Source organism: Clostridium massiliamazoniense, assembly GCF_001403635.1.
GTDB lineage: Bacteria > Bacillota > Clostridia > Clostridiales > Clostridiaceae > Sarcina > Sarcina massiliamazoniense.
Genome location: NZ_LN879468.1, coordinates 123787 through 150497, shown reverse-complemented (window position 1 = coordinate 150497; position 26711 = coordinate 123787). Strand labels below are relative to the sequence as shown.

General features: G+C 27.1%; 18 protein-coding genes and 2 pseudogenes. 5 read left to right on the top strand and 15 right to left on the bottom strand.

Features of this window, described 5'->3' with window-relative positions:
• Window positions 1-24 precede the first annotated feature (24 nt).
• From ARA19_RS07710 to ARA19_RS07690, 5 genes and pseudogenes are all read right to left on the bottom strand, one after another.
• A complete protein-coding gene (locus ARA19_RS07710) occupies window positions 25-1377 on the bottom strand; it encodes a SpoVR family protein (protein ID WP_055070400.1) in 1353 nt (450 codons plus the stop codon).
• A gap of 14 nt (window positions 1378-1391) precedes the next feature.
• Window positions 1392-2627 (bottom strand): sporulation protein YhbH, encoded by a 1236-nt coding sequence (gene yhbH / locus ARA19_RS07705; protein WP_055070399.1) that lies wholly within the window; start codon window positions 2625-2627, stop codon window positions 1392-1394.
• Between the two features lie 4 nt (window positions 2628-2631).
• Window positions 2632-3894, bottom strand: a pseudogene (locus ARA19_RS07700) (serine protein kinase); the annotation flags it as partial.
• Window positions 3895-3955: 61 nt separating this feature from the next.
• Complete coding sequence (locus tag ARA19_RS07695) at window positions 3956-5455, bottom strand: recombinase family protein (protein ID WP_055070398.1); 1500 nt, start codon at window positions 5453-5455, stop codon at window positions 3956-3958.
• A 70-nt stretch (window positions 5456-5525) separates the two neighbouring features.
• Window positions 5526-5750, bottom strand: a complete 225-nt coding sequence (locus ARA19_RS07690; RefSeq protein ID WP_055070397.1) for a hypothetical protein — start codon at window positions 5748-5750, stop codon at window positions 5526-5528.
• A gap of 751 nt (window positions 5751-6501) precedes the next feature.
• On the opposite strand from ARA19_RS07690, the gene ARA19_RS07685 reads away from it, so the two are divergent.
• Window positions 6502-7758, top strand: coding sequence for a WG repeat-containing protein (locus tag ARA19_RS07685; RefSeq protein WP_055070396.1), 1257 nt, complete (start codon window positions 6502-6504; stop codon window positions 7756-7758).
• Window positions 7759-8117: 359 nt separating this feature from the next.
• Window positions 8118-9509 carry a SulP family inorganic anion transporter gene (locus ARA19_RS07680; protein WP_084764372.1) on the top strand — a complete coding sequence of 464 codons (1392 nt, stop codon included), beginning with the start codon at window positions 8118-8120 and terminating at the stop codon, window positions 9507-9509.
• Window positions 9510-9687: 178 nt separating this feature from the next.
• Here ARA19_RS07680 and ARA19_RS07675 read toward each other — a convergent pair.
• A pseudogene (locus ARA19_RS07675) lies at window positions 9688-10359 on the bottom strand (P-loop NTPase family protein); the annotation flags it as partial.
• Between the two features lie 413 nt (window positions 10360-10772).
• Between ARA19_RS07675 and ARA19_RS07670 the strand changes: the two are divergent.
• From ARA19_RS07670 to ARA19_RS07660, 3 genes are all read left to right on the top strand, one after another.
• The gene (locus tag ARA19_RS07670) at window positions 10773-11171 is read left to right on the top strand and encodes a hypothetical protein (RefSeq protein ID WP_055070395.1); all 399 of its coding nucleotides are present in this window, start codon (window positions 10773-10775) and stop codon (window positions 11169-11171) included.
• Window positions 11147-12172, top strand: coding sequence for an MFS transporter (locus tag ARA19_RS17120; protein ID WP_084764368.1), 1026 nt, complete (start codon window positions 11147-11149; stop codon window positions 12170-12172). Before ARA19_RS07670 ends, ARA19_RS17120 begins: the two co-directional genes overlap by 25 nt.
• A gap of 293 nt (window positions 12173-12465) precedes the next feature.
• On the top strand, window positions 12466-13020 hold the full coding sequence (locus ARA19_RS07660) for a manganese efflux pump MntP (RefSeq protein WP_055070393.1): 555 nt from the start codon (window positions 12466-12468) through the stop codon (window positions 13018-13020).
• A gap of 298 nt (window positions 13021-13318) precedes the next feature.
• Here ARA19_RS07660 and ARA19_RS07655 read toward each other — a convergent pair whose 3' ends face one another.
• From ARA19_RS07655 to ARA19_RS07615, 9 genes are all read right to left on the bottom strand, one after another.
• Entirely contained in the window at window positions 13319-15301 is a 1983-nt protein-coding gene (locus ARA19_RS07655; protein ID WP_055070392.1) for an ABC transporter permease, read from the bottom strand.
• On the bottom strand, window positions 15291-16058 hold the full coding sequence (locus tag ARA19_RS07650) for an ABC transporter ATP-binding protein (protein WP_055070391.1): 768 nt from the start codon (window positions 16056-16058) through the stop codon (window positions 15291-15293). Before ARA19_RS07650 ends, ARA19_RS07655 begins: the two co-directional genes overlap by 11 nt.
• Before the next feature lie 409 nt (window positions 16059-16467).
• The gene (locus tag ARA19_RS07645) at window positions 16468-17856 is read right to left on the bottom strand and encodes a sugar porter family MFS transporter (RefSeq protein WP_055070390.1); all 1389 of its coding nucleotides are present in this window, start codon (window positions 17854-17856) and stop codon (window positions 16468-16470) included.
• Between the two features lie 551 nt (window positions 17857-18407).
• Complete coding sequence (locus ARA19_RS07640; protein WP_055070389.1) at window positions 18408-20387, bottom strand: FtsX-like permease family protein; 1980 nt, start codon at window positions 20385-20387, stop codon at window positions 18408-18410.
• Between the two features lie 212 nt (window positions 20388-20599).
• Entirely contained in the window at window positions 20600-21382 is a 783-nt protein-coding gene (locus tag ARA19_RS07635) for a hypothetical protein (RefSeq protein ID WP_055070388.1), read from the bottom strand.
• A gap of 522 nt (window positions 21383-21904) precedes the next feature.
• On the bottom strand, window positions 21905-23179 hold the full coding sequence (locus ARA19_RS07630; protein ID WP_147574381.1) for an NRAMP family divalent metal transporter: 1275 nt from the start codon (window positions 23177-23179) through the stop codon (window positions 21905-21907).
• Window positions 23180-23738: 559 nt separating this feature from the next.
• Window positions 23739-24755 (bottom strand): sensor histidine kinase, encoded by a 1017-nt coding sequence (locus tag ARA19_RS07625; protein WP_055070386.1) that lies wholly within the window; start codon window positions 24753-24755, stop codon window positions 23739-23741.
• Entirely contained in the window at window positions 24752-25423 is a 672-nt protein-coding gene (locus ARA19_RS07620; RefSeq protein ID WP_055070385.1) for a response regulator transcription factor, read from the bottom strand. The genes ARA19_RS07625 and ARA19_RS07620 overlap by 4 nt, the downstream gene beginning before the upstream one ends.
• Before the next feature lie 207 nt (window positions 25424-25630).
• Window positions 25631-26485 (bottom strand): hypothetical protein, encoded by an 855-nt coding sequence (locus tag ARA19_RS07615; protein WP_055070384.1) that lies wholly within the window; start codon window positions 26483-26485, stop codon window positions 25631-25633.
• Window positions 26486-26711: the final 226 nt, after the last annotated feature.

Here is a 26711-nt window from a genome sequence, read left to right as displayed (position 1 = left end):
CCTTTAAATTATTACTCTTTCTTGCTATTTCTCATTACAAATGAACACCATGTCTGTCCCTTCTTTACTCTTTGTAGTAAGAGTTACTTTTCGTCTCCATAGTTCATATATATGCTTAAGAGTTTTTTTAGTATAAATTGTGTCTAACTCTCTTCCATCAAAAACATGCTCTAAATTTAAAGAATAATCCTTCTTATTTAATTCATTTACTCTTATATATGGAATAGAACCAACTCCACAGGTAGCTGCTATAGTATCTCTTATTTTTTTCCATCCCTCACCATCAGCTACTTCATCTACCACTATATCAAACCCTTTTTTTGCATATTGAAATAAGTTTAATTCCTCGCAAAGCTCTCTTGTGAGATATTTTCTAATAAATGATTCATCTCTTTCTAAAGCTCTAACCTCAAATATTTTTTCTCTACCATATCTCTTCTCTATATCTTGGAATATTTTAAATCCTATATAATAAGGATTTATGCCATAAGGAATAGGAGCTATTACATCATTATGCCTTTTTATAAATTCTAAGTGCAAACTATCTGGCAAATCTAATAAATTCATAATTGTATAATGCCAGTAACTTGCCCATCCCTCATTCATTATTTTTGTCTCTATTTGAGGAATAAAATAAATACTTTCTCTTCTTACTATGCTTAAAACATTTTTTTCCCATTCTTCTAAGTCACCATAATCTATTATAAACTTAATTAAATCATCATCAGGTTCTAAAGGTATTTTATTAATATTAGGTGCTTCAATATCTTTGTATTCATCTAAAATACTTCTACTTTCTATTTTTTTATTATATTCAGAAAGCATTTGTTCTTTAAGTTCTTCATTACTTAACTTTTTAACTCCAAACACTCTTGGCACTTGATATCTAATAGCATGAGCTGCATCAATTATTCTTTCAACCTTTTCATAACCTATGCCGGGGTCATTTACATAGCCTCTTATTATATCTGCATCTAACTTAAACATACTTATAGTCTGATTAGCTCTAGTTCCTTCTTTAAATAACCTATTATTTTTAAAGAAATCATTATGACCATAAACATGGGCAATAGTTAATATCTGTAGTAATAATGTGTTTTCTCTCATTAAATAAGCTAAACTTGGATCTGAGTTAATTACCATTTCATAAGGAAGTCCAGTCATATTCAACTGATATAAAGTCTTGTTTTTCTCATAGGCTTTTCCATAACTCCAATGGGGATATTTTGATGGCATCCCCACATAGGCTTCATAGGCAAGCATATCTTTATAACCTACAATTTCAAATTCCTGTGGATAACAATCAAGGCCTACTTCCTTAACTATTTTTTCTATTCTATCATTCCAACCTTCTAAATCATTTATTATATAATCCATTAAGCCATCACCCCCTAGTTACTATCTTCTAACTCTTTAGAAAGCATAACCTTAAGAGCATTCCATAAATCTTTTTTCTCTTTCACTATAACTGAAACAAAGTTTTTAGCTTTTATTTCCTTATTGAATCTATAATACATAGTTGTTGAATATGTGGAAGGCAAAAGTTCTGCATATCCAAATAAATTAGACTTTTCACAAACTTCATTAACAGCCTTCATTGCTTTTTCATTATCTTCACTCCAGTTATCTCCATCAGAACCATAAAAGGTGTAGATATTCCATACATCAGGACTATATTTCTCTTTTATTAAATCTAAAGCAACATTTAATCCAGATGATATATAAGTTCCACCTGATTCACCCTTATGGAAAAATTCATATTCGTTAACTACTTTAGCTACAGTTGTATGAGATATAAATTCAAAAGCTATATTATTATATTTTTTTCTTAAGAATCTAGAAAGAACAAAGAAAAATGACCTTGCTAGATATTTTTTAGTATTATCCATGGACCCAGAAACATCCATTATAAAAAGCATAACTGCATTGCTTTCTTTTCTTGGTTTTGTCTTAACCTTATAATACCTTAAATCGTCCTCTCTAAAAGGAAATCTTTCATTATTTTCTATGCATTCTAGCTTTTCTTCAATATTCTTTATTTCTTCAATATTCTTATTTTCTTCATTTCCAAGTTCTCTTAAAGCTCTCTTTTTCCCTTGTTTTCTTGATAGCTTAGCCATCACAGTTTTTTTCTTTGCTAATCTTGGTCTTATTCCATAACGTTGATACCCTCTTTTTCGACCTGCACTATCAACTATTATTTCTGAATATTTTTTCCTATCTAAATTAGGTAAATGTAAGTCTTCAACAATATAATCAAGAAGTTCTTCTAAAGTTACTTCAGTCTCATAAATATCTGTTCCTTCTTGATTTCCAGCTCCTTTATTACCTTGTTGACCTTGTCCATCTTTTCCGCTACTTCCTAATTTATCACCTTTTTTTTCATTTCCACTACCAGTAGCTACCCCTTTATTATTTTGCCCAAAAACAAATTGGTATTCTTTAATTCCCCTTATAGGAATTTTAAACTTTTTATTTTTAGTTTCACCTATAATACTTTCCTCTGAAAGAATGTCACCTAAGTTTTCTTTTATAGATTTTTCTACCAATTGCCTATGTCTTCTTCTATCCTCTATAGCTCTTTCATGCTCAACTTGATTATCTAATTGATCTCTGAAAACTGCCATATTATTAATCCTTCCATAAATTATTTGCAGCGTATTTCAATATAACGTCACAGCAATGAGGACAGTATCCATTCTTCTCCATTTGGGCAACCATAGCATTATATTTTGCATCCTGTTCTTTATCTCTAACTCTTGATTTTGTTATTATTCTAGATAAATCTTTCACTGAAGCTGTAAGTTTTTTCTCTATAGCTTCTTTTAATGGCTCATAAGATTTATAATCTATTTTTCCACCATTTCTAACAACATAGAACATATAAGAAGTTACATCAGCTCTAAATCCTTTAGCTGAAGCTTCAGAAATTCCAATTTGCTCTTCAATACTTCTCATAAATTCTTCATCTGGATTTAATTCTTCTCCTGTTGAATCATCCTTAATTTTATTTTTATTAATATAAGCCTCTGCATTATCTAAATAATTATTAAATAAACTTTCAGCTTGTTCTCTAAAAGAATGAATAAATGCTTTTGTAATTTCACCCTCTAGCTCTTTATTGTATTCTTTTCTAATAGTATCTTGAATAAAGCCTAAATATCTCTTCTTATCTTCTTGAGATATATCCATATCCTTAACTGACTTAATTATACTTTCCATTATGCTTAATGGATTAATACAATTATGCTCTGAATTTGAAAGAGCATTGTCTATGGCCTTAATAATAAATCTAGTTGAAATTCCCTTCATTCCTTCCATAGGACCAGCTTCTTCTCTTAATTCTGTAACATCAATTTTCTTAGTAGTTCCTTTTTCAACTACATCTTCTCCATCATAAAGTCTAAGCTTAGTTATAGGGTCAACTTTTACAGATGGTGTAAGTCTTGAAAGAACTGCAAAAAGTGCTGCAATTTCCATAGTATGTGGTGCTATATGAGCTTTGAAGTTTGATTTCTTAAGGATTTTTTCATAAATTTTCTTTTCTTCACTCATCTCTAAACAGTAAGGTACTTCAATTTTAACTATTCTATCTAAAATAGCTTCATTGGTATGATCTGATTTAAACTTATTCCATTCAGCTTCATTTGAGTGAGCAATAATAAGTCCATCAAAATAAATCATTGAACCTTTACCAGGTGATGGAATAGATTTTTCTTGAGTTGCTGTAATTATAGTATGAAGATACTCAACATCATTTTTAAATACTTCAATAAATTCAACAAGGCCTCTATTACCGACGTTAAATGCTCCATTTAATGAGAAAATTCTAGGATCATCTTCTGGATACATATCCATCTTAGATATATCAATAGCCCCTGTTAATATTGAAGTTCCTTAACTACCTTAAAAGGTTCAGAAATTTGAAATAAAGCCTTTAGCTTTCCTTTTTTAATTAGTCAAAATACTTTACCTTTAACTTTATAGTTCCATCAATCCTTAATGTAATTTCTGAAATTATTTCTTTTAACATAGCATTGGTCCATTGTTCCATAGGTAAATTTAAAATTTTTTCTATAGCATTAAAAATATTTTCTTTATCTTCCTTCTTATATTCATTATCTATATTTAGCTTTAAACTTTCCTTTTCTTTTAAAAGTTCTTTAATTCTATTATTCAAAGCACTATTTTGAAGCTTATAAAGCTCTTCTTCTACTAAATTTTTAGAATAATTACTAAGTAAATTATTTGCTAAAAGAAGCTCCTTATCTATAGCCTTATTTATTTTCTTTAACTCTTTTTCATAGATCTGAACTTTATTTACTTTCTTACTCTTTATATTTTGTAATCTCCTCAAGTTATTTTCACTTAAATCCTCTAACTCAAATTTTATTAACATCTTAATATGATCTTCTATATATCTATTACTTTTATGACCACACTTAGTTCCCTGCCTTTCATAAGCTAAACAATTGTAACAATTCTTATAATTTTCTTTTTTTCTTCTTTTTATATACATTTTAGATCCACAGTGCCCACAAACTAGTAAATTACTAAATAAAGCTTTATTGGAATTTCTAGTACTAGTTTTATTATGTTGTTGGCTTTTTTTTGCTCTTATTCCTCTCTCTTTAATTTTTTTATTAACCTCATAAAAAATATCTTCTTCTATAATTGCTTCATGATTATTCTTATGACGGTACCACTCACTTGAATCTATTTTTATATTCTCTTTTACAGTAGCATCTATAGTTCTTGTTTTCCCTTGCACCAATGTTCCTAAATAAAATTCATTTTTAAGAATTTTACCTATAGTATTTCCCTGCCAAGTTCCTCCCCTTTTTGTTTTTATACCTTTTTCTATGAGTTTGTTGCAAATACCATTGTATCCATATCCCTCTAAATACAATGAAAAAATATATTTTATAACCTTTGCTTCCTCTTTATTAACAAAGTAATTTTTTTTATCCTTATTATAGTAATACCCATAAGGAGCCACAGGAGTGTGAACCTTACCTTCAATATTAAAGCTATGCCAAATTACTTTTATTCTTTCAGAAGTTGCATTGGCTTCCTTTTCAGCTAGCCATGCCATAAGTCCAAAATTAGCAAAATCTCGTGCAGAATCAAGATTATCTTCTAAAAAAATTATTCTAATATTCTTTACTCTAAGTTTATTTATAGCATCTAAAGTTTCTCTTTGATTCCTTCCAAATCTACTAAATGATTTACAAAGAAGTACATCGAAACGTCCTTCTCCTCCATCCTTAATCATTCTATTCCATTGAATTCTTTTATACCCTTTAGCTCCACTAATCCCCTCATCAATATAAGACTTATAATGATAAAAACCTTTATTATTTTCAAACCACTGCTGAAAGACCTTTTCTTGATTTTCTATGCTACTATGTTGATCTAAGGTACTAACCCTACTAAAAGTAGCTACTCTTTTCATCTTAATCAACTCCATTACTTAATTACTAAATAACAATTATTTACTTTTAAAAAAGTACAAGCATTTCCTACTATGCTTGTACTATTATCATATTTCTTACTATTTCATCTATAGGTTCATTACCATATTCTGAAATTAAGGTATATACCTTTCTTTCTAGCTTAATTACACGAATCTTAATATGACCATCATAATATATAACTTTACTATCTCCAGTTTTTAAGAGTTTAAGTTCTCGCCTATATTCTTCCCTACTTATATATTTAAATATTTTTTCATCAACTAAAACTGTCAATGAAATCTCCCCTTGCTATTTCTAACTATATATAGTTATTCCAATTTAACATTAAAAATTACATCTTTCTCAATTCTTAAAGATATTAACTAAGATATTTTATATTTCAAAACAATATTAAATATCTTACAAAATTGAAATCTAAATGACATATAAATCAATATCTTTTCTCACTTCCTTCAATTATAATCTAAGTATAGTATTTAATACTAAATTCATTGCTAAAAATAAAGAATAACTACTAATAATTGTATATTCTACTTACAAATATACCTAGCTAAAAACTTTTAAGCTAGGTGTATATTTATTGAAGTCTTTTGATTAATATTCTTATTAGAACAAAATTCATCTAATCTTAAAAATTACACTAACCTTAATATAGTCAATAGCCTATACCATTAATATTTCTAAATTTTTAGAAATGATTTAATTTTCATCTCATATTTTGATAAATCTATTCTTGTTTTCCAATCTACACTTTCCTATATTTATATTTTCATAATTCCAACCAAAACATAATTAAAAATTTATATAATTACTAGACAACTGTAAATTCCCTTCTATACCATATAATTAAGTTTTAAACTTTTATTAAACTTTTAGACCATAATAAATCAAAAATTAATAACTAGCAAAGGTTATATTAACATGCTAAAAATACTTAGAAATAAGTTATAATTAATATATAAATTACTAAAAAATTGTACTATATTATTGAATTTATTATAAAGTTAATTTTAGGGGGAAACATATGAAGAGAAAAAAATTAATTATAAGTTGCCTTATACTATCAACAGCCATTTTAGGCACAGGTTTTATTATGGTAAATAAAAAAACTAATTTAGCAGATATTACAGTAAATCAAGAAAAAAGTGAAACAGAAAAAAGTGATATAACTGTATTTAAAGGGGAAAATGGTAAATATGGTGTTATCGATGACTTAGGAAATGAAATTATTGAACCAATATACAATAAAATTATCATGGGAGACTTTAATAAAACATTTATGTATGTTGAAAAAGATGGGGAATTTGCAGTTTTAAATAGAGAAAATGTTAATCTTACAGGATTTAAAAATAAAGAATTTACTGTTTTGAATGATAAATATAAATATAGATATTCAGATTATGGAAATGGAATTGAAACATTAGATGGAAAGCTAATAATCCCAACTGATCTTTATAAAAATATAGTTCCTTTATATAATAATCTTTTTGCTGCAAAGAATATGTATGGAAGATGTGGTGTCATAGATGATAATAACAATATTGTAATCCCATTTGAATATGATGAAATTAATGCCAACTTTAAATATCAGACTAAAAATTCCGCTGATGTACTACGATTAATAAGAGGAAATAATGTTTACATTGCAAATAGTAAAGGAAAAATAATAATTGATAAAGTCTTTCCTATATCTGATAGCCCATTGATTTATGATAAAATAGCTTATGAAGATAATGGAAATATAATTATTATTGATTCTACTGGTAAAAAAATTAATACTTTTAAAAATGCAAGAATTAAATCAGTCAGTTACGGAACAGGGCTTATTTTTGAAAATACCCAGAATAAATTACAAGGAATAATCGGAAAAAATAGTGAAATTTTAGTTGAAGCTCAATATGATGATATAACAGAAAAAGGAGATAAATTTGTTGTTTCAAGTGGTAAGAAAAAAGGGTTATTAAATGCAGATGGTGAACTTATCATACCTATTCAGTATGATGTAATTACTAATTATTATCCTCCTAAGGAATATATAGATTATATTCTAGCAACTAAGGATGGTACTAAAACTATATTTGATAATAAAGGTAATAAGGTAATGGAAAACATAACAACAAAAGACACATTTATCATAAATAGTTTATTATTCATAGGGGATAATAAGCAAATTAATGTTTTGAATTTGAGAAATAATTGTGAGAAAATTATAGATTATATTCCTTTTGATATAAACAATATTGAGAATCCAGTTAATAATGTAGAGTTCAATAAAAATTAGAAAGGATAATAAAGATTATTACTTAAACAGTACTAGTGGAAATATAATAAAAATAGTTAATCAAATTAGTGACTAGTCACTGAACAATACTAAATTATTAATTAGGTTAGATGGACTTTAGTAAGTTCATCTAACTTTTTTCTAAGAAATTAATGTTATTCTATAGATTATAAGTTCAAAATAAAGTAAAAAATTATTTAAAAATGTAGTCTACTCCAAAATATTGATATAAATTAATGCCTCCTCTACCATACTCACATGAATCTTTACTATTAACTTTTTTTAATATAAAATTTATTCTGTAGTTTATTTACTTTATAAAAATTAAATAATTAAACAAAAGATGAAAGGAGATTCTTATGATAGAAACTTTCAAAAGAGATTGGCTATCTAACGTACGAACTGATTTACTTTCATCCTTCGTTGTTGGTCTTTCCATGATTCCTGAAACAGCTGGCTTTGCCTTAATGGTTGGTTTAAGCCCAATGGTTGCATTCTATACTACCTTTTGTATGTCTATAGTTGTAGCTATTTTAGGTGCTAGAAAAGCAATGATTTCAGCAGCTGCTGGTTCAGTTGGACTTATATTAGTTGTGTTAGCAAAAAATTATGGTGTTGACTACGTTGGTTTAGCAACAATAATGACAGGATGTCTACAAATACTTTTTGGAATATTTAAAGTAGGAAAATTATTAAAATTTATACCACGAGCTGTAATGTTTGGTTTTGTTAATGCCCTTGGAATAATGCTTTTCAAGGACCAAATACACTTTTTCATAGGACAAGGATACATGATGTACATATTAGTGGGAATAGGTCTTGCTATTATTTACTTATTTCCTCTCTTAACAAAAAAAATACCATCAAACTTAATTGCAATTATAATAGTAACAGCCATAGTTATGATATTTAAAATAAAAGTTCCTAACCTTGGTACTATTGGCCCTATAAAGGCTGGACTTCCACCATTTACACTGCCACTAGTTCCAATAACTATTCATAACCTACTTATTGTTTTACCTTATGCCTTTTCCTTAGCTATTGTAGGAACTATAGAAAGCTTACTAACAGCTCAAAACTTAGATGAAATTATAGGTGATGAAAATAGTAATAAAAATAGAGAAACTATAGCTCAAGGATGTGGTAATATAGTTTCTGGCTTTTTTAGTGGTATGACAGGTTGTGCTTTAGTTGGGCAGTCAACTATAAACAGTAAATCAGGTGCTAAAACAAGATTATCTACTATATTTGCAGGAGTAAGTTTAATGGCCCTAGTTTCAATATTCAGTAACTATGTAGTGCAAATTCCCATAGCAGCTTTAGTTGCCGTTATGATAATGATATCAATAACAACTTTTAACTGGGATTCAGTAAAAAAAATTAAAACAATACCTATTTCAGATACTATTATAATGATAATAACAGTTATATCTGTTTTAATCACAGGAAACTTAGCTATTGGAGTTGTTCTAGGAATAATATTAGCAGCACTTCACCTAATGTACAATTTGTCTAAAATAAACATAACAAAAAAAGTACAAGGAAAAGAAATTCACTACATAACTTCAGGATACTTATTCTTTGCAACATCTAATGAACTAAAAGATACTCTAGTTGAAACACAAGAGACAAATAAAATAGTCTTAGATATAAGTAAGAGCAAAATTTTAGATTCTACTTTTGAAGAATCTATGGAACAAGCTAAAAGTATTCTTAATTCAAAAAACATTGAATTAACTATAATAAAGTAGCCTTTAAAAATTCTAATTATATAGGTTTTAAAAGAGGATGTATCAAATTACAGATACATCCTCTTTACCTTTTATTTAGCTATATAGCTATCTCAATAGATGAAAAAAATATATTTATCTGTTGAGATAACTAGAAGCTGTAATATAAATTGCTACTAAATTTACCTTCCTTTTTATGTACTATAGAAGTATCTTGGTTATTAGGGTCTACAGGTGGAACTACCCCTATACCTTTTCTTGAACGTATTGAGAAATTTGTTGTACAAACTGGTACATTCTCATATTGTCCTTCATATTCATGTAAAAGTTTATACTTGCATACCGGACATAAATCTCCTTCTATTTGAACTCCTAATATTTCTTCAAATTCTTTTCTTAAATGTTTAGGTATTAAATGCAATGGATCTTCATGCATTGGACAACCTTTAATAATATAAATTGGAGGTGATGTTTCTAAAACCTTTTTTATAGCCTCAACTAATGAAGACTTACCTGCTCCAACTGGTCCAACAAGATATAAAACCTGTCTAGCTTCTTCCCCCTTCATAGATGCAGAATAAAAATAATTCATTAACTTCATAATAACTTTATCAATTCCAAAGAAGTCATCTTTATAAAAATTGTATTTCTTTATTTTTTCATTTCCATAAATTTTTTTAATTCTTGGATTTTCTTCTGGTTTTAAAACCTCAACTCCTTCATCCATAATTAAATCATATATTCTTTTATGAGCTAATTTAGCAATATCAGGATTATTTTTTACTATTTCTAAGTAATCTAAAAATGTCCCCTCGAATTTCTCCTTGTTGCGCTTTTCTCTATCACTTTGAATAAATTCTCTAAAATCCATAATACCCCTCCTTTTGTTATAAATGTATTCATAATAACCTCTAAACTATGCTTAAAAGATTAAATTTTATATTTTAAATTAATTATTTGTTAACTTTTTATTTAAAATATATTCATTTTATTTTTTTTTAATTATTATTCATATTTCAAAATTAAATAAGAATAAATTACCTAAATCTACCTCTGTCTATTTATTTTCAAATAATCATAATATTAAATTATTATTTTCGTATTATGATGAAATTTATGTAATTTAAATCAGTAGTATAATTTAATCTGAATTTAATGAAATTTTTAATGTTTCCTTTATCTACAGATATAACTTTTATTAAAGACAACTATTCAACAAATCAGGGACATATTAAAATTTCTCTGATTAAATATCATTTTATTGAAAATATATGAGGTGAACTTATGACTACTAAAAATTTATCATCTACTACTGAAATAGATTCTATTGAAAAAAAAAGACTAAATAGAAATTGTAATGTTTTTATTGCTGCTTTTACCTTTGTAGGATTAATTAACGGAATATCCTTAGATGCTTTTGTAAGTTTCCTACAGCTAAAAAATCCTTCTGTTGCCTCTGCCTATTCTACCTTTTGGGGGTTATCTATTTTAATTTCTGCCTTTGTTTTAGTCTTTGTCACTAAACTAGGTTATAAAAAAATGTTGCTACCCTTCTCCTTTGTCATCATAGGAAGTATGATTGGAATAATGTATTTAAATAATTCATGTATTATCAGTATTTTAACTATATTATTTCTAACTGGTGCTAATTTAATGTTATATTTCTTAGCTCCTATGTTATAGCATATACAACCCTTGAAAATAGAACTAAAATCTTTGCAAGAGCTTTATATGCAAATTTAATTGGTACAGCACTAGCTACATTATTTGATGGAAATTTAGTAGTATACTTTTTCTCTAAATTTTTACATGTAAATTATGCAGAAGCAGATAAGCTTAGTAGCGCCCCTACCCTATTAACCTTAAGTGAAAAATTAGAATATTTTAAAGCATTTAAAGTAATATTATGGGCTGTTTGCGCTATTGCCTTAATAGTCTTTATTATTTTACTTTTCTTAAAAGAAAGAAAAAAAGATTATATTGAAGAAAAACAAAATGATCATAACTCAACTAAAAATAAATTTAACTTTGGTATTTTTAAAAGTAAAGATATAATAGTATGGCTTATATTTAGTTTTTCTATTGGTTTTGGTGCAGCATTAATCTGCCCTTACTTCCCTATATACTTAAACCAATATCTTCACATAGAAAGAGGCACTGTTTCTATAATACTTGCTTTAACTTATGTTGCTTCAGTAATATTCATGATGCTTTCACCTAAGTTTGAAAAGAAATTTGGTTCTGTAGCATCTATTGGCGGACTATTTCTTTGTGCTATACCAATCTTTTTTATACTTGCTAATGGGAAATTATTTGGCAGCTTTATGGTTATAGGTGTTAGTATTACTCTATTTATTAGATCTGGACTTGCTAATGCTTCTCAACCTATAACTCAAGCTCTTCCAATGAGCTTTGTAAAAAAATCTGAAAGAGCAGAATTTAATGCCGTAGTTAGTGCTCTACAGGCCTTTGGATATATTTTTGGAGGAATATTCACTAAATATTTCCTCTTTTCAACTATTAAAGGCTATGCTACAGCTTATTATGTATCTGCCTTATTCTATGGAATAGCAGGGGTTATAGTGTTAGTATTCCTATTTAAAAAGTATAATAGATATACAGAAAATAATAAAAATGATGAAATTGATGAAATTGATGAATTTTCTGCTGAAGAAATTTCTTAAATTCTAAGAAAATTAATTTTCTTAACTGAATTTCTTGATATTTTTTTTTAATAATGTTAAAATGACTTGTAATTAAAATTGATATTATAACCGTAAGGGAGTAGTTAGCTTGATTTTAAGTTATTAAGTCAACATATTGACTCTTTAATGAGTCTGGCTTAGTATTAAATAACGAGACTTATAGGTACTTTTTTGAGTACCTGTAAGTCTTTTTTTATTGCTTTTTTCAGTAATAAAGTAAGCTTTAATTCAAAATTAATTATTAAAAGTATTATTAAATTCAGGAGGTCAATATGAATTTCTTATCAATTATCTTTATAGGAATAGGACTAGCTATGGATGCATTTGTTGTTTGTATTGCTAAAGGAATGGGATTTAAAAAAGTTAATTTAAAAAATGCCATTAACATGGCTCTTGTCTTTGGTATATTCCAAGGTGTAATGACATTAATAGGATATTTTGTAGGAGGTGCTTTTAGTAAAATAGTTTCTAAATACTCTCCTATTATAGTTTTCTTAATCTTCTTCATCTTAGGTGCTAAGGTTCTTTATGAATCTTTTAAAGGTGATGATGAAGATGAAGATGAAAAATCAATTAATTTCAAAGACTTAATAGGTCTTGGTTTTGCTACTAGTATAGATGCCTTAGCAGTTGGTGTTAGTTTTGGAATGATGAAGGGTATTTCAATTTATTCTAGTGCATTAATTATTGCTATTGTAACATTTTTAATTTCTTTAAGTGGTGGAATCTTAGGAACTATAATGGGAAGTAAAATAAATAATAAATATGCAGAAATTTTTGGTGGTGTAATTCTTATAATAATGGCATTTGTATTCCTTTTCCGTTAAATTTATTCTTTTTTAATTTTTTAATAAATTATTATTAAATTTTACTATATATCAATAAAAAATAGTTTTATTGAATAATATTCATGTAAATCAAATTAAATATTACGTAACTTTAAAAGGGATATTTAATATTATTTTTCAACCTTTTATTAATATGGTATAATATTTCTAACAATAATTTTTATTAATTATTATAAAATTTTACACACACATTTATCTAATAAATAAAAGATTGATTTTTTATCTTGCTAAAAAGGAACTGTTTCTTTAAACAGTTCCTTTTGGTATTTTTATTAAATTATTTTTCCTTTATTACATTCTTATAACTTATAAATGTTGCTATGAAATATCCAATATATATTACCATTAGTAAAGCAAATGTTATTATTGATGGTACTAATATATTTTGATTACCAACCATAGATACAAATTTATTAGTAAATGTTAATCCCACAATTGAATCTACAATTGCTAAAAATAATGGTGCTCCAAAGTAAATTAAAGTTTGTTTAAACACTGCCTTATTTATCATTCCTTGAGACACACCAATTCTTCTTAAAGAATTATATCTTCCTATACTATCGCTAGCTTCTGATAATTGTTGAAGAGCAAGTACTGCTGCACTTGTTAATAGGAATATAACTCCTAAATATATTGTTACAAATAATATTAGTGCATTCATTCCTTTATTTTGTGCATATAGAGATGTTCTTGTCACTGTTAATAAAACAAAGCCATTATCACGTTCCTTTGTATTTTTAAAACCATACTTAAGACCTAGATCATCTACAAACTTATCTCCAACACTTACATTATTATAATTTAAATCTAAGTATCCACCTGTCATTTCTAAACCTTTTACAGCACTATCTGGCACAACTAATGTACACATATTTATAGTCATACCTACTGTTTGATAAGTTCTATTTAATACTTCTTTATTTTGAACTTTATATTCTTTGCCATTTATATTTAATGCTTTTCCTGATTTTATAAAGTTATTTAATCCTTTTTCACTTTGATTACTATCTGAAGTTATTAACACTTCACTATTTCCAAGATTAACTGTTGGCTTTCCTTCTAGTTCCATAATTTCATTATACTGGCTAACTGGTATAGCATCTACAGTATATGAAAATTTATTATCACCCATTAAAGTAGACATTTTAATTCCACTGTCATAAGTATCATAAAATGCTTTTTCATAATCCTTAGGTATTGTTATATTCTCACTCTTTAATGCTTGTTCTATTGTTATTGGTTTTGAATCACCAGTATAAAAAATCTGAGCCGTAGCATTAAATGGTGTAGTTGCTTTCATGCTACTTTCCATAGAACTTTTTAATCCAAGACCTGATGAAAGAGCAACTATTGTTACAAACAACATTAATGATATTAAAGACATTGACACAAAGTTAGTATTTATTTTACTGCTAATTTGTTTAGTAACAAATATGTTAAGTCCCTTTAAGTACACTCTATTATTTTTCTTAACAATATATAATATAAATCCAGCTATACCATAGAAGAAGAAGAATGTTCCCACTGTTCCTAAGATAATAGGCACTGCAAGTTCTCCCATACTACTCATGTTCATTCCTTTTTTAAGAATTAAATAGTATCCACCACATAATAGAATTACACCTATTATAAAAATTATAAAAGAAACAAATGGATTTCTAATTTTAATATTTTCATTCTTTCTACTTGCTGTTAATAAGTCTATTAATTTATATTTATTAATTACAAATATATTGAATATCATCACCAAAAAGAATATTATCCCAAAATAAATTATTGTTTTAATTATTGCTGACATTGATATAGAAAAACCATATGTAGCTGAACTTAATTCAAATAACTTTGCTGTTAATATTGATAAACCTTGTGATAAAATTATTCCAAGTCCTAATCCTACTAATAAAGATATTATCCCTATTAAAAGTGTTTCCATAACTAAAATTTGAGAAATCTTTTTCTTTGCCATTCCAAGCATAGTATATATACCAAGCTCTTTTTTCCTTCTTCTTATTAAGAAGTTGTTAGCATATATTATTAATCCACCTAAAATGAATGATACAAAAATTGAAACCATAGACATAGCATTTTTAACAAGAGCCATATAGGCTGCCGTATTTGCATCCATTTTCTTCATAATTGCTTGACTTCCTATGGAATTGAAAGCATAAAATATACATACTGCAAAAGTTAATGTAAGAAAGTATATTCCATAGTCCTTAAAGCTCTTCTTTACATTATTTAAGGCAATTTTAAAGTACATCTGCACCCTCACCTCCAAGTAAAGTTACAACTTCCATTATCTTATTGAAAAATTCTTTTCTACTATCATTTCCTCTAACAAGCTCTTTAAAAATTTCTCCATCCTTAATAAAGAAAATTCTATGTGCATAACTTGCTGTAAAAGCATCATGAGTTACCATAAGAATAGTAGCTTGCATTTCCTTATTTAAATTTTCAAAGGAATCAAGAAGCATTCTAGCTGATTTAGAATCAAGAGCCCCTGTTGGTTCATCCGCTAATATTAAACTAGGATTTGTAACAATAGCTCTAGCTGAAGCAACCCTTTGTTTTTGTCCTCCAGACATTTCATAAGGATACTTATTAAGCAATTTATCTATATCAAGCTTTTTAGTTACTTCTTTTATAAGACTATCTACTTCGCTTGGCTTTCTACCTTGAATAGTTAATGCTAAAGCAATATTTTCATAGGTAGTTAAGGTATCTAATAGGTTGAAGTCTTGAAATATAAATCCAAGTTCATCTCTTCTAAATTTTTCAAGCTTTCTTCCCTTTAAATTAGTTATTTCTGTACCATTTATAACTATATTCCCTGCTGTTATTTTATCTATAGTTGAAATACAGTTTAAAAGTGTTGTTTTACCACTTCCTGATGGTCCCATTATGCCAACAAATTCACCCTTTTCAACTTCAAAGCTTATATTATTTAAGGCCTTTGTAATATTGCTCTTATTTCCATAATATTTTTCAACTTTATTAACTTTTAAAATAGTTTCCACTTTTTATTCCTCCTTTTGTTTTCCCAATCTCTAAATTTATTATAACCATCTCAAAGAAATTATCATATTTAATTATCTTTCACTTTTCTTTCAATTTTGTAAGGTATATGTCCCATTACATAGGATTTTCACATATCTACTGTAAAATATAAGTAACTGAACAAATTAAGATTTGCTTATTAAAATATAAAATAACTTTATATTCATTTAACTGGTCCTATAATTTATTAAATCTATATTTCTTCCACAAAAAAGAACCTATATGTAGACTCTTTTTATAAGTGTCTACCATATAGGTTCCAATTTATAAATTTCTTTCTTTTTAGTAAAAATACTTTTCCCTGCAGGTTAAATTTAACTTTGTCCAACACTACAAGAAACTGTATACCTTTACATCAATTTTAAATAATTATTTTTTACGCTTTAATAACTCATCCTCAATTTCCTCAAGTGATTTGCCATGAGTTTCTGGAACATAACGCATAACAAATGGAATAGCAAGGAAAGAGAATATTGCAAAAATTCCAAAAGGTCCACCAACATTATTGTGGAAAAGTGCAAGAATAATTAGGAAAAATTGTGTTACAATAAAATTCGCTATCCAGTTTGCAGCAGATCCAAAAGAAGATCCTACTCCACGAACACTTAATGGGAATATTTCACCAATTAGTACCCAAGCGATAGGTCCCCATGAAACAGCAAATCCAAAAATATAGATCGCAATAAGAATAACAGTATATATCGCAGCTGATTCAATGTTTATTGTATAGTTGATAACAGTTAGTATAGCAAGTGAAGCTCCCATTACAAAAGCACCCCATATTAGTAACTTCTTACGAGGGAATTTGTCCATAATCATAGTAGCAACTATTGTTGATAAGAAGTTAACTACACCTATACCTACAGAAATCCAAATTGCTGAGCTTGCAGAAAAATGGAATCCTTCAATAAAAACTTGAGGAAGATAGTAAATAACAGAGTTAATTCCAACCAATTGTTGAAAGAACATAATTCCAATAGCAGCTATAAGAGCTGGTCGAGCTATACTAAATAATTCTCGTACTCCACCTTTATTAACTTCAGTATCAGCATTTTCTATATCGTGAAGTTCGCTATTTATTTGTTCAGCAGTATATGTTGGTCTTAATTGTATTAGTACTTGGTGTGACTCATCCTTTCTACCTTTACGCATAAGAAAACGAGGTGATTCAGGAAGAACTATACTACCAATAAATAATGCTAAAGCAGGAAGTATTGCTGTTGCAAGCATCCATCTCCAATCTGCCCAACCTGCAATATTATGATTAAGTAAACCGATATTTGCTACATATGCAAGTAAAATCCCAGCAGTAATCATAAGTTGGAAAAGTGATTCTAATGATCCACGTCTTTCCTTTGGTGAAAGCTCTGCTAGATAAGTTGGTGTTAGAGCAGATGCAGAACCAACTGCTAAACCTAAAATAATTCTAGCTGTTACCATGATTATAAAATCAGGTGCAAAAGCTGACATTAATGATCCAATAATAAATAGTATTGACGAAGCAAATAAGAGTACCTTACGCCCATATTTATCAGATAATCCCCCAACACTTAAAGCTCCAATACAAGAACCAATAAGAACTGCGGAAGTTACAAAACTAATTTGTGAAACTGTTAAATGTAATGATTTTTCAATAAGTGGTGATGCACCAGAAATAATACCAGTATCAAAACCGAATAGTAACCCACCAAGGGCACCAATAACAAAAATAATATTACTACTTAATGAATGTCCAATTTGATTTCGTTGTGTTGACATATTAATCTTTTCCTTTCATCTTTTGTTTTTTATTTTAAATAAAAATTTAAATAAAGTAAACGCTTTCATATATTATTATATAAGCATATCATCCATAAAGCAAGTGATTAATTTAATAGAAATAACAAGGTTATATTTAACAAAATAGGAAGTTGAAATTAACTCTATTTCTAAATGTAATATAGAGAAATAACGCAAACTTAGTCATACTAAATCTAAATAAAATCCAGTAATACTAAGTTTTAAATGTGTGTTGAGATGAGTTTTTCATTTCAATTTTTAAGAATGAATAAACCTTAATAATTTTCTAGTTAATCCATTATCTAGGTTTGTATTTTAGGTAATAAAGTAAAAAAAGTAAACATTTACAGTATAAATAATATTAATAAATAAGAAAAATTTCTAAAAATATATAAAAAAATATAATAAAGATCTGTATCAAATCAACACCTAATTTATATTACTCTTATAAATATATTTTTTTCATCTGTCGAGATAGCTATATAAAAGCAGAGAGGATCTATCGGTAATTCGATATATCCTCTATCTTCCTATTTTCTTGAATTTATTGTATTTTTATAACTTACATATGTTGCTATAAAATATCCTAAATATATTATAATTAACAACATAAAGGTCATTAATGCTGCTCTCATTATACTTTGCTTTCCAAATATCCCAACAAATTTATTAGTAAATATTAATCCTACAATAGAATCTATTATAGCTAAGGACAATGGTGCTACAAAATAAATTAAAGTTTGAAAAAATATTGTTTTATTAATTTCCTCCTGTGTTACTGATATTCTCTTTAAAGACTTATATCTTTCTACACTGTCACTAGCCTCTGATAATTGTTGAAGGGCTAAAACCACTGCACTTGTTAAAAGGAATATTACCCCTAAATAAATAGTAATAAATAAAATTATAGATGTTACTCCGTTATTTACTTCATAAATATGTGTTTTTGTATTTATTAGAAGAAATCTCTCATGCTCTGAATTTTCATAATCTACTCCGTATTTTTTATTTAATTTATTAATAAATTTTTCTCCTGCTTTTTTATCCTTTCCATAATCTATGTCCATATAAGAAAATTCTCTAGTTAACCCACTCACTCCATCATCTGGTACTATTATAGTACATATATTTACAGTCATTCCTACTGATTCATAGGCTCTATTTAAAACTTCTTTATTCTTTACCATGTAATTCTTATTATTTATAGTCAATTCTTTTCCTGATTCTATAAACTTATTTAAAGAAGGTTCTAATAAATTAAAATTTGATGTTATTAAGGCTTCATTACTTTTTAAATCCACTGTAGGCTTCCCTTCTAGCTTCATTATGTTATTATAATCACTAATGGTCATTACAGTTGCTGAAGAATCCATTAAGCTATTTCCTGATATTTCACTTATATCTAACTTACTATCATATGTATTATAAGTAACTGTTTTAAAATCCTTAGACATAGAAATATTATTTTTTTGCAAAGCCTCACTTATATTTTCTCCATTATCCTGTGATACTAATCGAAGAGTGGCATCAAATGGAGTTGTAGCTTCTAAATTTTTATCTAACACATTTTTTAACCCAAGACCTGATGATAAAGAAACTATAGTTACAAATAGCATAAGTGATATTATTGATATTGAAATAAAATTAGTATTAATTTTGCTGCTAATTTGTTTAACAACAAATATATTAAGACCTTTTAAATAAATATTTTTATTTTTCCTTATAACATATAATAAACAACCAGAGGTTCCAAAGAAAAACAAAAAGGTCCCAATAACCCCTAAAAAAAGTGGTGTAGTTATTTCACTAAAAGCTTTAATATCAGTACCTTGGTTTAATATTAAATAATAAGCCTTCACTAAAAAGAAAATTCCACTAACAAATACAATAAATGAAACTATAGGATTTCGCATTGTAATTTTTTCATTTTTTCTCCTTGCCATTAATAAATCTATAAGTTTATATTTACTTATTACAAATACATTTAATATCATCACCAAAATAAAAATGATACCAAAATATATTATTGTTTTTACTATGGCATCTATAGATATAGAAAACATATACTTAGATAAACTTAAGTTAAATAACCTTGCTGTAAAAATTGATAAACCTTGAGATAATATTACCCCAAAACCTAATCCAATAATTAAAGAAATAAGCCCTATAGAAAAAGTTTCTGTTACTAGAATTTGAGATATTTTTATTTTCCCCATACCTAGAATCATGTACATTCCAAGCTCTCTTTTTCTTCTTTTTATTAAAAAGTTATTTGCATATATTATGAGTATCCCTAAAATAAATGATACAAATACAGAAACTCCCGATATAACCCTTTTTATAATTTCTATATAAGCTGCTGTATTTTCTGATATATCCTCCATAGCTCTTTGATTTCCAATGGAATTAAAAGCATAGAATATGCATACCGCAAAACTTAAAGTAAGAAAATATATTGTATAATCCTTAAAACTTTTCTTCACATTATTAAGAGCAATTTTTGTATACATTCTAAAGTGCCCCCTTACTTATCCGAAAAGTTCTTTTCCAGTGTTTTTTCAAATCTTTTCACCTCATTTGTTCAAATTCTAATAATTATTATATCAAAACTTAAAATCAGATAAAGTCTGTTCATAAAATATCCTTTTAGTAACGTCCAAGCTGTTTATATTTTCCCTTGATCTTTTTTAATATTTTTATTAAATATAAAAAAAGCAAGCCCCTAGCTTGCCACTCCATATATACCTTTTTCTATAAATAAATGCTTTAAAAACTTTTTAAGTCTTATCATATCTATACTTCTTATATATTTTAATTCAACTTTTTTGCCATTTTTTAACTTAATTATTAGAGGTCCAGGTAAATTTTCCATTTCACAATTTACTATTTCAACGCATTCTATATCCCTAAATTCACTACTTATATAATTTTCTTCATTGTTTATATCTTCGTACTTTATTGTTAAGGGTTTAAAATGTATACTCTGTTCTGTTATAACTACAGCATAAAAATAGCAACTTGAAGAAAATGAGTGATTTTTCCCAAAATTCCCGTAAATATCTCTAGTCCTTGAGGTTCTATTAAATGTATTTATTAATCTTTCATATATAGTATTTTCAATTCCTAATTCCTTTTTTAATTCTTTTATAATTATTTTTCCAACAACCCTTTGATTTCTATAAACACGTTCCCTTATTCTTAGAATCCTTTTATTAAAAATATCATCCATTACTATATTAAGTCTATAATCTAAATTATCCTCAATAGCTAGTTCCCCTATAGATTCATTTATATAATTTATAAAGTCATTTTTCATATTTCTAGTCTCAGAAATATCATCCCAAATTTTCATTATAGTTAAATCATAAAGTCTTTCGGCATCCTTGCTATATTCACCTAGTTCATCACACACAGCATTAAAAATACGGTCTCCATCTTTCTCTAAAAGTTTTTGAAACTTATGGTATTCCTTATCCCTTACAACCTTTATATATTTTTTATTCATAAGCTGTCCCTCCAAAGCTAATTCTTCCTAATGATAGTTACCTTATTCCTTTATACCAGTAAAAATCTTATTGTTCAAATTAACCAAATAAAAAATTCAAAAAAATTGCTCCTTTAACTTTAGTGCCTAATTATTAATTATTTAATTCTTAATTAAAATTTTTAATGTTAACTTTTATTTCTTAATAATAATACAAAAAAATAAGATGAAGATATATCAAATCTTCACCTTATTTTATGTTACTTTTATAAATGTATTTTTTCATCTGCCGAGATAGCTATATAGGTATAAAGTGCTGTAACCATTGAACTAGTACTAGAAGCTCTTTATTTTTGAACAATAGTTTCGTGAAAAATTTCCATTGTTTAAACAAAGTAAGTTTAGAAATTTTAGAAACTGTTGTAGAAAAAATATTAGAGCTTCTTTACTTAAGTGAGTGGTCACAAATGATGAACCTATATAGCTAGATAAAAGGCAGAGAGGATGTATCTGTAATTTGATACATCCTCTCTTTTTTAGAATTTATATTAAGTTAGGGAAGAATGTCATTACTACTGTAACAACCCCTAATCCACAAACTATTATATATATACATATTAATATTATTTTTTCCCATAATTTAAGTTTATGTTTTTCAGGAAGTACCTTCCATCCTAAAGCTATTAAGAATCCTAATACTATTGGAAGTAATAATGTATTTAAAACTTCCACACCTAATGTTAATGGAATTAATGGAATTCCTGATAATACTATTATTCCACCTAAAATTAATGCACCACAATAGAATGAATAAAATAAAGGTGCTTCTTTCCAAGTGTTATTTAAACTACATGGTTTATCAAATAATTCTCCAAAGCCCCATGAAGCTGCTAATGATACAACTATTGCTGCTATTAAAGCTGCTCCTGATATTCCTATAGCAAATACTACTCTTCCTCCAAGATTTCCAAGGAAAGGTGTTAAGGCATCACTTATTTGTTGAATTGTGTTAAGAGATGCATTAGGATTAGTTTTTCCTATAGTTGCTGCAACTGTTATAACTATAACTACAACTATTAATTGAGTAACTATTGATCCAACTATTGTATCTACTCTTCCGAATTTTAAATCTTTTTCTGTAAGCCCTTTATCAACAACTGCTCCTTGTTGATAGAATACCATCCAAGGCATTATAACTGCACCAACGTTTGCTGCTATTAGTAACCAGTATGCTGAACTATTTAAAGGTTGAGGTCCTACTAAACTAGCAAGTACTGCATGATAATCTGGATGTGCAAATATCATTGCTGGTATAAATACAAGTTCAAATAATCCTACTACTATTGCAATTCTTTCAACAGTTTTATATTTTCCTGTAGCACTTAGAAGTATTAATGCTGCTACAACAAGAGGAACCATTATCCATTTTGAAATACCAAATAACAATCCTACACCCATCATTCCTGAGAACTCTGTAATAAGTGCTCCTATTGTTGATATAAACAATGTTATTACTGAAAGATAAGCCCACCCTTTACCAAAGGTATCCTTAATTAAATCTCCATGTCCTTTACCTGTTGTTATTCCTATACGAGTTGTTAACTCTTGTACAAAATATAACATTGGGATAAGTATTAAGTTTAATAATATTAGCTTATATCCCCATTGTGCTCCTGATTGAGCTGCTGTTATTATAGAACCAGCATCAGTATCTGCAAGCATTACTGTGATTCCAGGTCCCATAGTTCCTAACATCATCAGGAATCTCTTTTTTCTACTCTTTTTGAGAAGTTGTTCATCTGTTAATCCTACATTCATTTGAATTCTCCTAATCTTTTGTATAATTTATCTAATAATTGCTGCCACAACAATACTTATATAAATATTGTTATGTCCTTAATTAAATCCAAAACTCATCTAAAAGTTATTGATAATCATTATCACTTTTTACATAATATCATCTTTTTTTTTCATTGTCAACATACTTTTTAACAAATTAGTTACACTTATTCATATTTTCAATCAAAAATTGTTGCCATTTTTAAGAAATTTACTATTTAACATATAAATTTATTCTATAAAAGCTATTTTTTTATCAATCGAATAAAAATTATATTATTCTTAATAAATTAATTAATTCTATTTTTTAGTGTTTATCATGTAAATTACTACTTATATAACACTTCATTAATATTATCCAATATAAATTTCATATTTTTAGTTTTTTTTCCACATTTATTCAAATAAATTTATTGTTATAGTTTCCATTCCATATAAAATTATGCTATCATCTAAATGCAGCAAAATGCTGTTTCTGTATATTTTGTAACAATATAGCCCAGTCTATTTTATAGACTGGGCTATTATGTTCCAAAATTTATTCTTCTAATCGCATCATACTGCTTTGAGGAAAAATTAAAGTAATTGTAGTTCCCTCATTTATCCTCGATTTTAATGATATTCCTATTCCTAATTTATCACATAGCTTTTTACAAAGGTACAATCCCATACCTGTTGATTTTCCAAATTTTCTTCCATTCTCCCCTGTAAAGCCTTTTTCAAAAACTCTTTTTATATCTTTCTCCTCTATTCCAACTCCATTATCACTTATAATTAATTTTATATTTTCTTTTTCTTCTATAAGTTTTAATGATATTTTTCCACCTTTATCTAAAGAATATTTTACTGAATTTCCTATAATTTGATTAGTAATAAACTCTACCCACTTAGGATCACTATAAATAAACTTATCTTCTTCAAACACCTCTAAAGAAATCCTCTTTGTTATAAAGTCTCTAGAGTTTCTCTTTATTATTTTGTATATTGAATCCTTTATAGAAAATCTTCTTACTATATAATCTTTGCTAACATCATTACTTCTTGAATAATATAATGCCTGTTCAATAAAGAGTTCTACTTTATCCATTTCACTACTGAATCTTTTATCTATAAACTCCTTATTGTTATCTAACATAAGTCTTATAGATGCTATAGGTGTTTTAATTTCATGAACCCAAGTTTCTATATACTCTCTATACTCTTCTTCCTTGTTTTTGTAAATTCTAACATTTTCATACATAGACTTGCTAGCTTCTCGTAAAATTTCATGAACTATCTTTCCTTCTATAAAGTCAGGCTCTTCAATTATTTCTGGCAATAAATATTTCTTATCAAGATTTTCATTTACACTGTAAAGATCTCCATAGTATCTTTTAGATTTAAAATATTCGAAAAAAATATATAAAACTAAAGGTGCAAACCAAATTAAAAATACTAAAAATATTATTACATTAGGGATATTAACCAATTTCATTATAAAAACAATTGCCATAAACATTATTAAATTTATAAGGAGATAATAAAATCTTTCTTTAAAATATCCTCTTAAATTCATTGCATTATATACCCAAGACCTCTTCTAGTTTCTATAGCATCCTTAACTCCTATAGATTCAAGCTTTTTTCTTAACCTAGTTACATTAACAGATAAGGTATTATCATCAACAAAGAAATCTGAATTCCAAAGATAAGTCATTAAATCTTCTCTAGAAACTATATTCCCTTTATTTTTCATTAAGTAAGATAATATTTTAAGTTCATTTTTAGTTATCTCTAAACTTTTTCCCTCATAGTTAACAGTGCCATTAGAAAGATTTAAAATTATTCCCTTATGCTCTAATAAATCTGAACTTTCAACAACTCTAGATGCTCTTCTTAAAACTGATTCAATTCTAGCTAATAATATTTGAGTATTATAAGGCTTTGTAACAAAATCATCAGCACCTAAATTCATACTCATAAGCTCATCAAGTTCACTATCTCTACTAGTGACAATAATTATAGGTACATCAGATTCTTTTCTAATTTCTCTACAAATATAATAACCATCAAAAACAGGTAAATTTACATCAAGAAGAATCAAATCTCCATTAAGGTCTTTAACTTCCTCTAGTATATTTTCAAAATCCATTGCTAGAACAACATCATATCCATATTTACTTAAAAAACTCTTAAGCTCTTCTCTAATAACCTCCGAGTCTTCAATTATTATAATTCTCTTCATAAGTACAGCTCCCCATAAATATATAAATTTTTCACTTGTCTTAAAAACTTATTTCATTATATCATAACTTAACAAAAAAATTTTAATGTCACTATTATAAAATAAAACTATTTCTAGTATTCCAATAAGAAAAAAAATAATACTGAGAGCTTTAACATCTCAGTATTATTTTCATAATTATATATAAACATGTACAAGTAATTCTTCTTAACTATTAACTGTTAACTTTACTCCGTTAATACCATTTATGTTTATAACATCTCCTGATTTTAAGTCTAAGTTAACCTTTTGACTTTGATTATTATTTTGCCCCTCTGTAATCATTTCATTATATACTGGAATTCCTATAGCATCTAATACAGATACTGAACCTGTTCCTGCTGGAATTTCCATTGAATAATTTCCTGGTTTTACTGATTCTCCAACCACATAAGAACCTTCATTTAATGTTGATAAATATTTATGTGTATATGGAGTAAATTTAACTCCTTGGAATCCTTGTAAGTCAACCTTTTCCCCCTTATTCAATTGCATTTTAAAAGTTGCTACTCCTGTTTTTGAACCTTCTTTTACAGAACCATTTAAAAGTTCATTACCAGCACTATCATATACATCTATTTTTCCTGTTCCTGTCACTGCAACACTATAATACCCAGGCATAATCTCTTTTCCTACTTCATAGTTTCCAACTTTTAAGTCAACTTCCTTTGCAGTAGAATTATCTGTATTAGGATTTTCTTGTAGTATATTCCCATTGCTCTCTATAGTTATACTTTGGTTTTGTCCATTAACACTTTCTGAAAAAGAACTACTACTTACAGCATTTCCACTATTTGTATTGCTATTATTAGCATTATTTTGTGCTTGTACTTCTATTTGCTTTATTATTTCATTTTTTGCGTTGTTTTCTTTATGCTGAGCATAAGCTGCTGTACCAGCAACCCCTACAATAGCAACTACAACAAGAACCCAAAACCATATTTTCTTATAAAAGTTATTACCATTACCGTTATTCTTAATATTCTCTTTCCCTAAATCATCTTTTTTAATCTCATCTTTCATAATGAAATTCAACCTCCTTTTATTCTACAGTTGAATTTGATTGTGTTTATGATATTTTACCTTATATATTTTACAGAATTATGTCAAATTTAAAATAAAACATGAGTATTTAACTATGATATAATTATGAAATGAGTTTTTATTCTTTTAAACTTTTCTAATAAAATTAGATATTTTTAACTGAATCTTTACTCCACATAATCAAAATTATATATAGGAGAAAATC